The following is a 13,739-nucleotide window of genomic DNA, read 5'->3' on the forward strand; positions in this document are numbered from 1 at the left end:
CGACAAAAGGCCTCAAAGCTGGTTGTTCATAGCCAGCAATGCGACCCCCGGGGCGCACCGCTTCGATTCCTCCCAAGGGGAGTGTATCGGCGCAGAAACGGACTGAAATGCGCCTGGTTCAATCAACTTTCGCGGAGCGCGAAAATATTCCGTTTTGAAGCCGGCAAATCAATGAATATCTCATGGAATCAAATGGATATGAGCATGTCCGAATATAGCGGCGAAAACAGCATTCTTCGCCGCGATCTCGCTTTCGCCTACCGCCTGTTGAAGCCTGCAAACGCCAGCGGCGAATGCCTGTTCGTGCTGCACGGCTCAGGCGTCGACGAGACGACAATGCTGCCCTTGGCAATGCAGATCGCGCCGCGCGCGGTGATCGTCGCGGCGCGCGGCCGCATCCGCCAAGAGGACGGGTTTCGCTGGTTCGAACGGATCACGCCGACCAGTTTTGAACAGGCCAGCATTCATGCCGAGACGGCCGCCTATGCCCAGTTCGCGGCGGAAGCCGCACAGCAACACGGGCTCGACCTGCAGCGTGCGACCTTCCTTGGCTATTCGAACGGGGCCAATGTCGTCTCCAGCCTGATGCTGCTCCATCCCGGCGTGGCCCGGCAGGCGGCGCTCTTGCGGGCGATGCCGGTGCTCGACACTTCACCGATGACCGACCTCGGCGGAACACGCGTGCTGATCGTCGCCGGCGCCGCCGACCAGACCTACGGCCCGTTCGCGCCTGCCCTGGTGACGCTGTTCAGCCAGCGCGGCGCCGAGATCGACGCGCGCATCATTGCCGCGGGCCATGAATTCGGCGATGCGGACGCCGCGATCGTGCGGCAGTGGCTGGCGGGCCCTGCGCCGGTGGCCTGACCGCGTCAGCCTTGCGGACTTCGGCGCCAGCGATCAACAGGTCGAGACCGTTTTCAAAAGGTGCCTCGTGGACCTTCCGCAGCGACAGAGCCAGAGCCTGGCCAGGCACAAAAGAGTGACGCATTTCACAGCCCAAAGCGGCATGCTGCTTCATTGTCATATGTCTGTCACACACTGTCTATCGAGATGATGTTCACTCAGGGGGAGGTCTGAATGGCCGACGAGAACAGCATCACTCTGCTCGACGACACGTCGAAATTGCCTGTCATTGCCGCTAGCCAGGGCGAGGTCGCCAGGATCGGAGGCGGCATCGATATTCGCGACCGTGCGGCGATTTCGGTCTTCGGCGACCGCGCCCAGCAAGCGGTCAGCGATTATGCCGACAAGATCCTGGCGCAGGTCCGCAACCGCGATCTCGGCGACACCGGCACCTTGCTAACCGACATCATCATGAAGGCCAAGAACCTCGATCCGGCCTCGTTGAAGGATGAAGGCTTCCTCAGCAACCTGTTCTCCTCGTTCAAGGCCAGGCTCGAACGCTTCAAGGAGAAATACGAGGACGTCGCCGGGCAGATCGACCGCATCGGCCTCGAGCTCGACCGACACAAGGATACGCTGCGGCGCGACATCGCCGTGCTCGACGACCTGCACGAGCAGACGAAGGAGTCGATCCTCAACCTCGACGCCTATGTGCAGGCCGGCAAGAAATTCGTCGACGACTACCGCGCCAACGAACTGCCGAAGCTGAGGGCCGCGGCCGACGCCAAGGCAAGCGATTCTGCCGGCACGCTGGAGGCGCAGACCTATCAGGACGCCGTGCAGGCGCTCGACCGGCTGGAGAAGCGCATCTTCTACCTTGTGCAAGCGCGCCAGCTCGGCATCCAGCAACTGCCGCAGATCCGCATCGTGCAGGGCGGCGACGAGACGCTGATTGAGAACCTGCAGGCGACATCGGCGCTGACCGTGCCGGCCTGGAAGCAGAAGATGGTCATCCTGCTCGGCCTCACCAACCAGAAGTCGGCGCTGGAACTGCAAAAGACGGTGACCGACGCCACCAACGAGATGATCCGCCAGACATCGAAGATGATGAAGGACCAGGCGATCTCGATCGAGGAGCAGGCGCAGCGCGGCATCGTCGATGTCGAGACGCTGGCGCAGGCCAACCGAGACCTCATCGACACCGTGCAAGGCGTGCTCAAGGTCCAGGAGCAAGGCCGGCAGAAACGGGCCGAGGCCGAAAAGCAAATGGACCAGATGACCGCCGACCTCAAGAAAGCGCTCACCCAGGGCTGACGGAGCTTCGATGCGAATGAAGCTTTCGTCCGTTGTCGTGCTGGCGGCGTCGCTGCTGCTGGCCGCCTGCAATTCGAGCAGTTTCAAGTTCTCGATCGTCTCCGGATCCGAAAACACGGTGCTGGAGCCGATCGTGCAGGAATTCTGCGCCAGGCAAGGCGCGACCTGCACCATTTCCTACCAGGGATCGCTCGACATCGGCCTCGGCCTGCAGAAATCCGGCGGGCTCGACCAGGATGCGGTGTGGCCCGCATCCAGCGTCTGGGTCGACCTGTTCGATTCCGGCCGCAAGGTGCGCAACCTCACCTCGATCGCGCAGATGCCGGTCATCCTCGGCGTGCGCAAATCCAAGGCCGCCGAGCTCGGCTGGATCGGCAGGCAAGTGTTCATGAAGGACATCCTTGCCGCGGTGAAGGACGGCAAGCTCAAATTCCTGATGACGTCTGCCACGCAGTCCAATTCCGGCGCCAGCGCCTATCTGGCGATGCTTTCCAGCGCGCTTGGAGGCAAGGAAGTGATCGAGCCCGGCGACCTCGACAGTCCCGCCGTGCACGACACGGTCAGCGCGTTGCTGCAAGGCGTCGAGCGCTCTTCCGGATCTTCCGGCTGGCTGGCCGACCTCTACGTCGATTCCGCGCGCAAGGGCACGCTCTATGACGCGATGTGGAATTACGAAGCAACGCTGAAGGAAACCAACGACAAGCTCAAGCAGATGGGCGACGAGCCGCTCTATGCGATCTATCCGGCCGACGGCGTTGCCGTCGGCGATTCCCCACTCGGCTTCATCGATCACGGGCGCGGTGCCGACGTCGAGAAATTCTTCACCGACCTGCTCGCCTATCTGCAATCGGACGCGGTGCGCAAGCGCGTCGCCGATACCGGCCGGCGGTTGCCGCTCGGCGGCGCCGCTATCCAGGCGACGGCCGATCCCGACTGGAATTTCGATCCCGGCAAGCTGGTGACGTCGATCCGCATGCCGGAGCCGGCGGTAATCAAGACCGCGCTGAACCTCTACCAGGAGGCCCTGCGCAAACCGTCACTCACTGCGCTCTGCTTCGACTTCTCCGGTTCCATGGAGAACGAGGGCGAGACACAGTTGCAGCAGGCCGCGCAGTTCCTGTTCACGCCGGAAAAAGCCAGCGAGGTGCTGGTGCAGTGGACGCCGTCCGACCACATCTTCGTACTGCCTTTCGACGGCACCGTGCGCGACATTTTCGACGCGACCGGCGATCCGGCGGGCCAGAACCAGCTGCTTGGCGACGTGGCGCAGCAGCGCGCCGGCGGCGGCACCGACATGTACGCCTGCGCGTCGGAGGCGCTGCAGAAGATCCTGGCCACTCCCGACCTGCCGAAATACCTGCCGGCCATCGTCATCATGACGGACGGCCGCACCGATGGTAGCGCCGAGCCGTTCCTGGCTGCATGGCGCCAGGCGCCGGTGCGGGTGCCGGTGTTCGGCATCACCTTCGGCGACGCCGACAAAAGCCAGCTCGACAGCCTTGCCAAGGCGACCTCGGCGCGCGTTTTCGACGGCGGCGGCGACCTTGCCGGTGCCTTCCGCGCCGCGCGCGGCTACAACTAGGCGGACAATGCGCGGCTTGTTTGGCAATGACTGGAACTGGATCGTGGCAGGGCTGGTGTCGGCCGCGCTGCTAATTGGTCTCAGCACGCTCACCCACTTCCCCTTCCTGGTCTCGGCGGTGGTCTCCGTTCTGGTTTTTGCAGGGCTGATCTTCGTGCTTGCGCCGCGCCAGCTTTTCGAAGGGCTCGATCTCGGCTCCATCGGCGGCGGCCAGGTGGCGTTCGCGCGCGAATTGCTGGCGCAGGCGCAGCCGGCCGCCGACCGGCTGGCGGCAGCGGCAAGCTCGATCGCCGACAAGGACATGAAGGCCAAGGTGAAGAACCTGTCCGACATCGCCTCCGACGTCATCTCGAAAGTCGAGGCGAAGCCTGCAAGTGCCGCTTCCGTTCGGCGCTTCCTGACCTATTACGTGCCGCAGGCGGCGGAAGTCGCGGAAGGCTATGCGGCGCTTGCCGATCGTCGCGCGCCAAGCCAGCAGCGGCTTGCCAATGTAGGCGCGGTGATCACCAGGCTGCAGGACGCTTTCGTGCACTACGCCGACAGCCAGGCGGACTCCGAGCTTGGCACCCTCGACGTTGACCTTCGACTCATTCAGGAGTCGCTGAAAGAGGATATCGGTCGCTGATGGCCCTTTCTCGCCGCGCTTTCGGACTGGGACTGCTTGCCGCCGCCGCGGCCGGGACGGGCGGCTATCTGACGCTCAAGGACCGGCCGGAGTTCCGCGGCTATCTCGGCAACCGCGCGCACCTGTTCGGCTTTATCGGCGGCGAGAAGCAGGCCTTCCTCGCCGACCCCGATGTGGTGAGCGCGCTGGGCGGCTACGGGCTCGAGCTCGATGCGCGCGTCGCCGGCTCGGTCGAGATGGTGCGCGAGCCGGCACTGCTGACCCAGAAGCCGCAATTCCTGTGGCCGTCCTCGTCGATCATGGTCGACCTGGCGCGCAAGAGCGGCGTTTCGATCCGCAACGACCAGGTCGTGCTCAACTCGCCGATCGTCGTCTACACTTGGGGGCCGGTGGTCGAAGGGCTGAAGAAGAGCGGGCTGGTCACGGTCGCCGCCAAGGGCGGCTACAACCAGCTCGACCTCAAGGCGCTGCTCGACGCCATTCTGGCCGGCAAGAACTGGTCGGACCTGGGCATTTCCGAGCTCTACGGCCGCGCCCGCATCGTCTCCACCGATCCCAACCGTTCCAATTCAGGCTTCATGTTCGCCGGCCTCGTCCTCAGCCTGATGAGCGGCGACGTGGCGACGCAGGAATTGCTGGCCCAGCACGGCGACCAGGCGAAGGCGATCTTCCGCAGCATGGGGTTGAAATCGTCCTCTTCCGGCAAGCTGTTCGACCAGTATATCGCCGGTGGCCTCGGCGCCGAGCCGATGGTGATAGGCTACGAGAACCAACTGGTGGAATGGGCGCTCGTAGATCCAGCGCGCTGGCAGCGCGTGCAGGCCGGCGCCGGCGCCAAGCCGGAAATCCTCTACCCACGCCCGACGGTCTATTCGGCGCATCCGCTGATCGTTGTCGATCCGGCGGTCGACCAGTTGCTCGAAGCGCTGAGCAGCCCGAAGCTGCAGCAACTTGCCTGGTCGAAGCATGGGTTCCGCGGTCCGCTCGGTACGGTTGCGGGCGACGCCGACGCTGTCGCCGGCGTGCGGCCGGCCGAGATCGAGGCGGTGCTGCCAATGCCGTCGGCCGAGGTCATGCTTTCGCTGCTGTCGCAGTTGGAAGCCTGACCGGCCAGCGTGGCCAGATTCCGCAGCGCCGATCCGCTTAGAGCGGTTCAGCGTTTCACGGAATCACAGAACCGCTCTAAGCATTTGTTTTTACGCAATTCCGGACGGAAAACCGTTACACATTTTTCCTGGAATTGCTTTAGCCCTGCCCCATGCGGTTCCAGGCATCCAACCCGGCAATCTTGTAGGCTTCCGCCAGTGTCGGGTAGTTGAAGGTGTTGTTGACGAAGAAGTCGACCGTGCCGCCGAGATTGATCACCGCCTGGCCGATATGGATGAGTTCGGTCGCGCCTTCGCCGACGATGTGGGCGCCGAGCAGGCGACGGCTCTCGACCGAGAACAACAGTTTCAGGAAGCCGCTGCTGACGCCCATGATGTGGCCGCGCGAGGTCTCGCGAAAACGCGCCAGGCCGACCTCATAGGCCGCGCCGCTCTCGCGCACCTGCTCCTCGGACTGGCCGACGGTCGATATCTCCGGCACCGCGTAGATGCCGTAGGGAAAGCTCTCAGGCGGCGGCGGCAGGTGGACGCCGAAGGCATGGCATGCCGCCACCCGGCCCTGCTCCATCGACGTCGAGGCAAGGCTCGGGAAGCCGATGACATCGCCGGAAGCGTAGATGTTCGGCACGCTGGTCTGGAAGGTATGCGGATCGACTTTGATGCGGCCTCGGGCGTCGGCCTCGATGCCGACCGTATCGAGGCCGAGGCTGGCGACGTTGCCGGTGCGGCCGGCGGCGTAAAGCACCATCTCGGAGCGGATGGTGCGGCCGTCGGCCAGCGTCACCTCGGCATGGTCGGGTTTCGAAGCGATCTCCTTGACCGTGCTGCCGAGGCGGATGGTCATGCCGCGGTCGCGCATCTGATGGATGAAATCGTCGACGATCTCGCGATCGATGAAATCCAGAATGGTGTTACGCGGCTCGACCAGGGTCACCGGTACGTCGAGCGCCGAAAAGATAGTGGCATATTCCACGCCGATGACGCCGGCGCCGATCACCGTCAGCGTGCGCGGCAGATGGTGGAGCTCCAGCATCTCGTCGCTGTCGAAGACGCGCTTCCTGTCGAAGGGCACGTCGGTCGGCCGGTGTGGCCGGGTGCCGACGGCAATCAGCGCGTTGGCAAAGCCAACCTCGCTGTAATCGCCATTATCCGCGGTCAGGCTTACCTTGTTCGGTGTGAGGAACTTCACCGCGGCGCGCGCGCTCCTCACCGTGTTGCGCATGAACTGGTGCTGCAGCACCTCGACCTCATGGTCGAGGGTCTTGTGCAGCCGGTCGACCAGATCTGAGATCGAAATGTCCTGCTTGACCCGGTAGCCGCGCCCGTAGAAACCGCGCTCACGCCAGCCCGAGAGGTTGAGCACCGTCTCGCGCAGGGTCTTCGACGGGATGGTGCCGGTATGCACGGAGACGCCGCCCAGGCGCCTGCCCCTGTCGACCACCAGCACCGACTTGCCGAGCTTGGCCGATTGCACCGCGGCGCGGCGTCCCGAAGGGCCGCTGCCGATGACCAGCATGTCGTAGTCCATGTCCCCATCCCCTTTGTGCGCCGCAGCAAGCTAGACCGGGAAGAATGTCATGTTCAACTGGCAACGCGCCATTCCAGCGGTAAACGAACCCGCCAATGCGACCAAAAGCGCGCGAGGAGCGCATCCTGGCGCTGACGCAGGAATATCGCGATTATCTCGGGCGGGTTCGCTACAGGCTTTTCCCCGGCATTTGCTGATGTCGCGCCGGTCCGCCGGCCAACACCTTCCTTGAATTCCAGGCCGCCTTCACCATTTGACAGGGCGTCAGGCATCCTCATGCGGATGCCGGGATCGAGGAACGGACATGAACACACGCGTATTGGACGGCGAGATCATCGCGACCAGGTTCGAGGATACCCGCGCTTATCGCGGGGTGCGGACAAGGCGGATCTTTGCCTTTCTCCTCGACTATTTCTTCGTCGCGCTTCTGACCATCCCTTTCGCCATCCTGGTCGCCATTCTCGGGCTTTTGACCTTCGGCCTCGGCTGGGCGCTGTTTTCCGTGCTGGTGCCGATGGTCGCCATCCTCTACATCTGGAACACGCTTGGCAGCCGCGACCAGGCAACGATCGGCATGAAGATCATGGGCATCCGCCTGGAGAAACTCGACGGCAGCCGCATCGACGGCATGACGGCGGTGGTGCACTCCGTGCTGTTCTGGGCCGGCAACGTCATCCTGACGCCGCTGGTGCTGCTGGTCACGCTGTTCTCCGACCGCAAGCGCACGCTGCACGACCTGCTGCTCGGCACCGTGGTCACCCGCACAGATATCTGACGGTGTCCACGGCCGCGTACATCAAGCCACTGCGCCGCCTACGCCTAATTATGAACAGGTCAAGGCCGCCGCGGCAGCATAATCCTGTTGAATTTTTCGCCGACCGGGCCAAAGGTAGGGCGATTCGCAGGAGCGTTTCCAAGATTAGATGACGCAGCATCCGACCCAGTCGCCGCAGTTCTTCCTGACAGCGCCTTCACCGTGCCCCTATCTGGAGGGACAGTTCGAGCGCAAGGTGTTCACGCACCTTGTCGGCGACAAGGCGCCGGAGATGAACGACCTGCTGACGCAAGGCGGCTTCCGGCGTTCGCAGAACATCGCCTACCGCCCGGCTTGCGAGTCCTGCCGCGCCTGCGTTTCGGTGCGCATCCTGGCGCAGGAATTCGAGCCCAGCCGCAACATGCGCCGCGTCCTCCAGCACAATGCCGATCTCGTCGGCGCCATGCATGACGCGCAGCCCTCGACCGAGCAATACTCGCTCTTCCGCAGCTATCTCGACGCCCGCCATCGCCGTGGCGGCATGTCGGACATGACCGTGCTCGACTATGCGATGATGGTGGAAGACACGCATGTCGACACCAAGATCATCGAATACCGGCGTCGCGGCCCCGACACTTTCATCACCGGCAAAGGCCAGGGCGAACTGATCGCCGTGGCGCTGACCGACAAGATGGCCGACGGCCTGTCGATGGTCTATTCCTACTTCAATCCCGACTTCGAGGACCGCTCGCTCGGCACTTTCATGATCCTCGACCACATCGCCCGCGCCAAGGCGATGGGCCTGCCCCACGTCTATCTCGGCTACTGGGTCAACGGCTCGCGCAAGATGAGCTATAAGATGCGCTTCATGCCGCAGGAGCATCTCGGTCCGAAAGGCTGGGAACGCTACGACCACGAAGCGGTCAGTCGCTGAATAGTTTTTCCAGAACCCGGCCTTGAACTGTTTCCACGGAGAAGACGCTGGTCTTTCCGCCGTCGTGCGGTGCAACCGCGCGAATCGGCTTCACTCCGCTTCATCTTGAGAAATTTACCGCATGTCCTCCCATAACGCTCACACGAAGGGGCTCCTGCTCACCGCCCTAGGCGGGCTGACGCTGACCGTCGACATTCCGCTGATCCGACTGGCGGACGGCAGCCCATGGACCATCATGTTGCTGCGCACCGGCACCACGCTGATCGCCGCCCTGGTGATCTGGGCCGTCTGGCGGGCATCGAGCCGAAACGCGCCGCAACTCATTCCAGGATGGTCGGGGCTGGTGGTGGCCCTATGCTACGGCCTGACAGGAGTAACCTTCGTCACCGCCGTCTATCACACCTCGACGGCCGATCTGGTCTTCATCCTGGCCTTCAACACGGTGTTCGCGGCGCTGCTGTCGTGGCTGTTCCTGCGGGAGCGGCCGCGGCTGGTCACGATCGTCGCCATGCTGGTTATGATCGCCGGCGTATTGATCATCGTTGGGGGCTCGGTCGGCACCGGGCATCTGTTCGGCGATTTCATGGCGCTGTGCTCGGCCTTCTTCGTGGCCTTGGCCATCACCATTTCCCGCGCCAGCCGCAAGGACATGGGCTTTACCGCGCTGGTGGGCGTCGTCCTGCCGCTGGCGCTCGCGGCCTTCATGGTTTCAGGCGAAGGGCTGCACGTCACGGCGCCCTGGTGGATCATCTTCAACGGCGCCATCATCATGCCGATCTCGTTCTTCTGCCTCGCCAATGGGCCGAAATACATTTCCGGCCCCGAGGTGGCGATGTTCTACCTATTGGAAACGGTGCTGGCGCCGGTCTGGGTCTGGCTGATCTTCGCCGAGACACCGTCACGCAACAGCCTGATCGGCGGCACGATCCTGATCGTGGCGCTGGTTGCCCATTCGCTGTGGCAATTGCAGGAGGGTCGCAAGCGCCGCGCCGACCTTGTGGTGCATCACCCGGCTTGAATCTTCCTGGTGTCTGCCGCCACCTCGATCTGCGGCCGCCCGCTGCCATCATCAGCGGCGGCCGGAGGCTCGTCGATGATCTCGACCTCGCGCAGCCATTCGCGCCAGATTGCGACAAGCAGCGCCATCAGCACCGGGCCGATGAACAGGCCAAGGAATCCCATCGTCTTGACGCCGCCGATCAGGCCGAAAAAGGTCGGCAGGAACGGCAGCTTGATCGGCCCGCCGACCAGTTTCGGACGCAGCGTCTTGTCGACGATGAACAGCTCGACCGCGCCCCAGATGAACAGCGCCATCCCTGCCATCGGCGAGCCGCTGGCGGCGAGATAGATCGACACCAGGGTGAAGGAGAGCGGCGCGCCGCCGGGGATCAGCGCCATGATGCCGGTGAGCGCGCCGAGCGTCACCGGCGACGGCACGCCGGCCAGCCAGTAGGCGATGCCGAGCACGAGGCCCTCGCCGATGGCGATGACGGTCATGCCGGTCACGGTCGACGAGATGGTCGCCGGCACGACACGCGAGATGCGCTCCCAGCGCGTCGGCAGGATACGCTCGCCGAGACGGTCGACCTGCGCGGCAAAGGCTTCACCGTCGCGGTAGGCGAAGAACAGCGCGATCATCATGAACAGGAGCGTCAGCAACAGGCCGAAGGCGCTGCCGCCGGCGGCCAAAGCGCCGCGATAGATGCTGCCGATGTTGGAGCCGCTGATCAGCTGGATCAATTCGCCAATGCCGCCGGGGTGGCCGAGATAGCCAGTCCACTGCTCGTTCAGCCACTCGCCGACGACAGGCATGGTGGCGATCCATCGCGGCGTCAGCGCGCCGTGCCGGTTGGTCTCGATCGCCCAGGTCACCCACTCGCGCAGCTCGTTGATGGCGTAGGTGCCGGCAAGCGCGATCGGCACCACCAGGAACGTCAGGATGAACAATATGGCCAAGGTCGCACCGACGGTGCGGTTGCCGCCGACGACAACGAGCAGCCTGCGGTAGAGCGGCCAGCTGGCGAAGGCGATGACCAGCGCTGCCAGAACCGGGAACAGGAAGCCATGGAAGAAATAGACGCCGGCGGCGGCGATCAGCACCAGAAGCCAGCGCGCCGCGGAAATTGGCGGAATGACGGCTGCCCGAAGCGGTGTCGAAAGACCGAACAGGCGCTGCCCCGGCTTCTGGATCTCAGCCCGCTTCAACCCGGCGTTTCTCCCCTGCCCGATGGTTCAATGGATGCTATGCACGATGATAGTGCAGCAATCGTGACGATAGTCCAAATAGCGCCTTTTCCTTCTCCCCTTGCGGGAGAAGGTGGATCGGCGCGCAGCGTCGAGACGGATGAGGGGTGCTCCAGCGGAGTGAGACGTCGGCGTTCCCTGGAACACCCCGCGCCTCCGGCGACACCTTCTCCCACAAGGGGAGAAGGGAACGCCGCGCTACCCGAACTTGCCCGTCCGCGGGAATCCCTTCGGCACCATGCGGCCGGCGGCGGCGCGCGCCCCGAGCCACTCGGCCAGTTCCTCGCGCGACTTGACGAAGGTGCGGTCGGCCGAATCCTGCCAGGAGAGCCCGGCGGCAATCGTGAAAGTCTTCAGGTCCAGCACGCCGCCGTCCTTGTATTTCTGCAGGCGCACGCCCTTGCCGCGCGCCATTTCCGGGATTTCGGCCAACGGGAAGACCAGCATCTTGCGGTTCTCGCCGACGATGGCGAGATGGTCGCCCGAGACCGGGATGCAGCGCTTGGCCTCGTCCGGCGCCTTGACGTTCATCACCTGCTTGCCCTTGCGGGTGTTGGCGACGACCTCTTCCTCCGAAACGACAAAGCCGTTGGCGTCGTAGGAGACGAGCAGCAGCTTGCGCTTGGGATCGTGGACAAAGGCGGTGACGATGTCCTGATCGTTCTCCATGTCGACGATGATGCGGATCGGCTCGCCATGGCCGCGCCCGCCCGGCAGCCGGTCGGCGCCGATGGTGTAGAACTTGCCGCCGGTGGTGAAGACCAGGATCTTGTCCGTGGTCTGGGCATGGAAGGCAAGCTTCAGGCTGTCGCCTTCCTTGAAGGTGAGCTGCGCGTAATCGGTCAGGTGGCCCTTCATGGCGCGCAGCCAGCCCTTTTCCGACACCACGACGGTGACCGGCTCGCGCTCGATCATGGCGTGCGCGATGTCGGTCAGGTCATGCTCCGGCGCATCGGCGAACTGGGTGCGGCGCTTGCCGAGCTCGGTCTCGGGGCCGAATTTGTCGCGGACCTTGGTGACTTCCCAACGGATCGTCGTCCATTGCTTGGCATCGGAAGCCAGCAGAGCCTCGATCTGCTTCTTCTCCTCGGTGAGGCCATCGAATTCCTTGCGGATCTCGAACTCCTCGAGCTTGCGCAAAGCACGCAGGCGCATGTTGAGGATGGCTTCGGCCTGGTTGTCGGTGAGCGACCAGCGGGCCATCATCACCTGCTTGGGTTCATCCTCCTCGCGGATGATCCTGATGACCTCGTCGATGTTGAGATAGGCGATCAGGTAGCCGGCGAGGATTTCCAGCCGCTTCTCGATCTCGCCGAGCCGGTATTTCGAGCGGCGGATCAAAACCTCGCGGCGGTGGTCGAGCCACTCCTTCAGCACGCCTTTCAGCGACAGCACGTTCGGCACCTTGCCGCGCGACAGCACGTTCATGTTGAGCGGGAAGCGGCTTTCGAGCTCGGTGAGCTTGAACAGCGATTCCATCAGCAGGCCGGGATCGACGGTACGGCTCTTCGGCACCAGCACGACGCGGATGTCCTCCGCGCTCTCGTCGCGGATGTCTTCGAGCAGCGGCAGCTTGCGCGCCATCAAAAGCTCCGCGATCTTCTCGATCAGCCTGGCCTTCTGCACGCCGTAAGGGATCTCGGTGACGACGATGCTCCAGGTGCCCCTGCCCTGGTCTTCCTGGCCCCATTTGGAGCGCACGCGAAAGCCGCCGCGGCCCGTCTCATAGGCCTCGAGGATCGAGGCGCGGCTGTCGACGATGATGCCGCCGGTCGGGAAATCCGGTCCTTGGACGAAATCCATCAGCTTTGCCACCGGCGCTTCCCGATGGTCGATCAGATGCAGCGCAGCATCACAAAGCTCGGCGGCGTTGTGCGGCGGGATGGAGGTCGCCATGCCGACCGCAATGCCGGAGGAACCGTTGGCGAGCAGGTTCGGGAAGGCGCCCGGGAGAACGGACGGCTCCTCGTCCTCTTCATTGTAGGTCGGGCGAAAATCGACGGCGTCCTCGGTGATGCCGGCAAGCAGCTCGGTCGCCACCTCGGTCATGCGCGCTTCGGTGTAGCGCATGGCGGCAGCGTTATCGCCGTCGATGTTGCCGAAATTGCCCTGCCCGTCGACCAGCGGGTAGCGCATCGAGAATTCCTGCGCCAGGCGCACCAGGGCGTCGTAGATCGACTGGTCGCCATGCGGATGGAACTTACCCATCACGTCGCCGACGATGCGGGCGCATTTGGCGAAGCCCTGGTCGGGGTTGAGCCGCAGCAGCCGCATGGCGTGCATGATGCGGCGATGGACCGGCTTCAGCCCGTCGCGCACATCCGGCAGTGCCCGGTGCATGATGGTCGACAGCGCGTAAGCAAGATAGCGCCGCTCGAGCGCTTCTTTCAGATCGACCGGTTCGATTTTGTCGCCGCCGCCATTGTCATCAGGCGGCAAAAGCCTTTTTCCCATGGATTTGGACTAGCCGAGCGGATGATTCGCGGCAAGCGCCGCGTGAACGTCGGCGCATTCGTCGCGGCAGCAAAGGCGCGATCGGCGATGTGAAGGATTTCACGGAAGCGGCGCGGCGGCGGCTGCAATTTGCCGCCGGTCTGCAACAGGCGGGGCGGCACCATGACGCCGGACAACATCAACCTGTTACACGCGGCTTCTATCTGGCATGCAACGCGCTGGCGGAGGGCCGCGGTCTTCATGACAAATTCACCGCATCGGGCGATGGCTGCCGACCGGCGTTTGCTTTTCATCGCCATTTTCGACAAATGTGCCGGGAAATGCCTTCTTCCGGTCCCGTTCGTCACGGAATGGT

At 63.9% G+C, this 13,739-nt stretch carries 12 protein-coding genes; 8 read left to right on the plus strand and 4 right to left on the minus strand.

Going from position 1 to position 13,739, the window contains the following annotated elements; translation table 11 throughout:
• Positions 1-204: 204 nt before the first annotated feature.
• From YU3_RS0120365 to YU3_RS0120385, 5 genes are all read left to right on the plus strand, one after another.
• Positions 205-864, plus strand: a complete 660-nt coding sequence (locus YU3_RS0120365; RefSeq protein ID WP_027167980.1) for an alpha/beta hydrolase — start codon at positions 205-207, stop codon at positions 862-864.
• Positions 865-1,077: 213 nt separating this feature from the next.
• On the plus strand, positions 1,078-2,157 hold the full coding sequence (locus YU3_RS0120370) for a toxic anion resistance protein (RefSeq protein ID WP_027167981.1): 1,080 nt from the start codon (positions 1,078-1,080) through the stop codon (positions 2,155-2,157).
• A gap of 10 nt (positions 2,158-2,167) precedes the next feature.
• A complete protein-coding gene (locus YU3_RS0120375) occupies positions 2,168-3,739 on the plus strand; it encodes a substrate-binding domain-containing protein (RefSeq protein WP_027167982.1) in 1,572 nt (523 codons plus the stop codon).
• A gap of 7 nt (positions 3,740-3,746) precedes the next feature.
• Entirely contained in the window at positions 3,747-4,364 is a 618-nt protein-coding gene (locus YU3_RS0120380) for a 5-bromo-4-chloroindolyl phosphate hydrolysis family protein (protein WP_027167983.1), read from the plus strand.
• On the plus strand, positions 4,364-5,470 hold the full coding sequence (locus YU3_RS0120385; RefSeq protein ID WP_027167984.1) for a hypothetical protein: 1,107 nt from the start codon (positions 4,364-4,366) through the stop codon (positions 5,468-5,470). The genes YU3_RS0120380 and YU3_RS0120385 overlap by 1 nt, the downstream gene beginning before the upstream one ends.
• 139 nt (positions 5,471-5,609) lie before the next feature.
• Here YU3_RS0120385 and sthA read toward each other — a convergent pair whose 3' ends face one another.
• Complete coding sequence (sthA, locus tag YU3_RS0120390) at positions 5,610-6,998, minus strand: Si-specific NAD(P)(+) transhydrogenase (protein ID WP_027167985.1); 1,389 nt, start codon at positions 6,996-6,998, stop codon at positions 5,610-5,612.
• A 304-nt stretch (positions 6,999-7,302) separates the two neighbouring features.
• On the opposite strand from sthA, the gene YU3_RS0120400 reads away from it, so the two are divergent.
• The 3 genes from YU3_RS0120400 (at position 7,303) to YU3_RS0120410 (ending at position 9,704) form a co-directional block, all read left to right on the plus strand.
• Positions 7,303-7,773: an RDD family protein gene (locus YU3_RS0120400; RefSeq protein ID WP_027167986.1), complete on the plus strand. Its 471-nt coding sequence runs from the start codon at positions 7,303-7,305 to the stop codon at positions 7,771-7,773.
• A gap of 148 nt (positions 7,774-7,921) precedes the next feature.
• Positions 7,922-8,686 carry an arginyltransferase gene (locus tag YU3_RS0120405; RefSeq protein WP_027167987.1) on the plus strand — a complete coding sequence of 255 codons (765 nt, stop codon included), beginning with the start codon at positions 7,922-7,924 and terminating at the stop codon, positions 8,684-8,686.
• Positions 8,687-8,807: 121 nt separating this feature from the next.
• A complete protein-coding gene (locus YU3_RS0120410) occupies positions 8,808-9,704 on the plus strand; it encodes a DMT family transporter (RefSeq protein WP_027167988.1) in 897 nt (298 codons plus the stop codon).
• Here the strand turns inward: YU3_RS0120410 and YU3_RS0120415 are convergent.
• The 3 genes from YU3_RS0120415 to YU3_RS40710 all read right to left on the minus strand — a co-directional run bounded on the left by YU3_RS0120415 (position 9,692) and on the right by YU3_RS40710 (position 13,677).
• Complete coding sequence (locus YU3_RS0120415; protein WP_027167989.1) at positions 9,692-10,891, minus strand: AI-2E family transporter; 1,200 nt, start codon at positions 10,889-10,891, stop codon at positions 9,692-9,694. The two genes, YU3_RS0120410 and YU3_RS0120415, sit on opposite strands and share 13 nt — an antisense overlap.
• A 237-nt stretch (positions 10,892-11,128) precedes the next feature.
• Positions 11,129-13,384, minus strand: coding sequence for a DNA topoisomerase IV subunit A (parC, locus tag YU3_RS0120420; RefSeq protein ID WP_027167990.1), 2,256 nt, complete (start codon positions 13,382-13,384; stop codon positions 11,129-11,131).
• Positions 13,318-13,677, minus strand: a complete 360-nt coding sequence (locus YU3_RS40710) for a hypothetical protein (protein ID WP_156913538.1) — start codon at positions 13,675-13,677, stop codon at positions 13,318-13,320. The genes parC and YU3_RS40710 overlap by 67 nt, the downstream gene beginning before the upstream one ends.
• Positions 13,678-13,739 lie beyond the last annotated feature (62 nt).

The sequence above is a fragment of the Mesorhizobium sp. WSM3224 genome (assembly GCF_000427725.1).
Taxonomy (GTDB): domain Bacteria; phylum Pseudomonadota; class Alphaproteobacteria; order Rhizobiales; family Rhizobiaceae; genus Mesorhizobium.

Bases quoted from the DNA above. Each gene is read 5' to 3' on its own strand.
- YU3_RS0120365 (WP_027167980.1), top strand. From the start codon at position 205: ATGTCCGAATATAGCGGCGAAAACAGCATTCTTCGCCGCGATCTCGCT.
- YU3_RS0120370 (WP_027167981.1), top strand. From the start codon at position 1,078: ATGGCCGACGAGAACAGCATCACTCTGCTCGACGACACGTCGAAATTG.
- YU3_RS0120375 (WP_027167982.1), top strand. From the start codon at position 2,168: ATGCGAATGAAGCTTTCGTCCGTTGTCGTGCTGGCGGCGTCGCTGCTG.
- YU3_RS0120380 (WP_027167983.1), top strand. From the start codon at position 3,747: ATGCGCGGCTTGTTTGGCAATGACTGGAACTGGATCGTGGCAGGGCTG.
- YU3_RS0120385 (WP_027167984.1), top strand. From the start codon at position 4,364: ATGGCCCTTTCTCGCCGCGCTTTCGGACTGGGACTGCTTGCCGCCGCC.
- sthA (WP_027167985.1), bottom strand. From the start codon at position 6,998: ATGGACTACGACATGCTGGTCATCGGCAGCGGCCCTTCGGGACGCCGC.
- YU3_RS0120400 (WP_027167986.1), top strand. From the start codon at position 7,303: ATGAACACACGCGTATTGGACGGCGAGATCATCGCGACCAGGTTCGAG.
- YU3_RS0120405 (WP_027167987.1), top strand. From the start codon at position 7,922: ATGACGCAGCATCCGACCCAGTCGCCGCAGTTCTTCCTGACAGCGCCT.
- YU3_RS0120410 (WP_027167988.1), top strand. From the start codon at position 8,808: ATGTCCTCCCATAACGCTCACACGAAGGGGCTCCTGCTCACCGCCCTA.
- parC (WP_027167990.1), bottom strand. From the start codon at position 13,384: ATGGGAAAAAGGCTTTTGCCGCCTGATGACAATGGCGGCGGCGACAAA.
- YU3_RS40710 (WP_156913538.1), bottom strand. From the start codon at position 13,677: ATGAAAAGCAAACGCCGGTCGGCAGCCATCGCCCGATGCGGTGAATTT.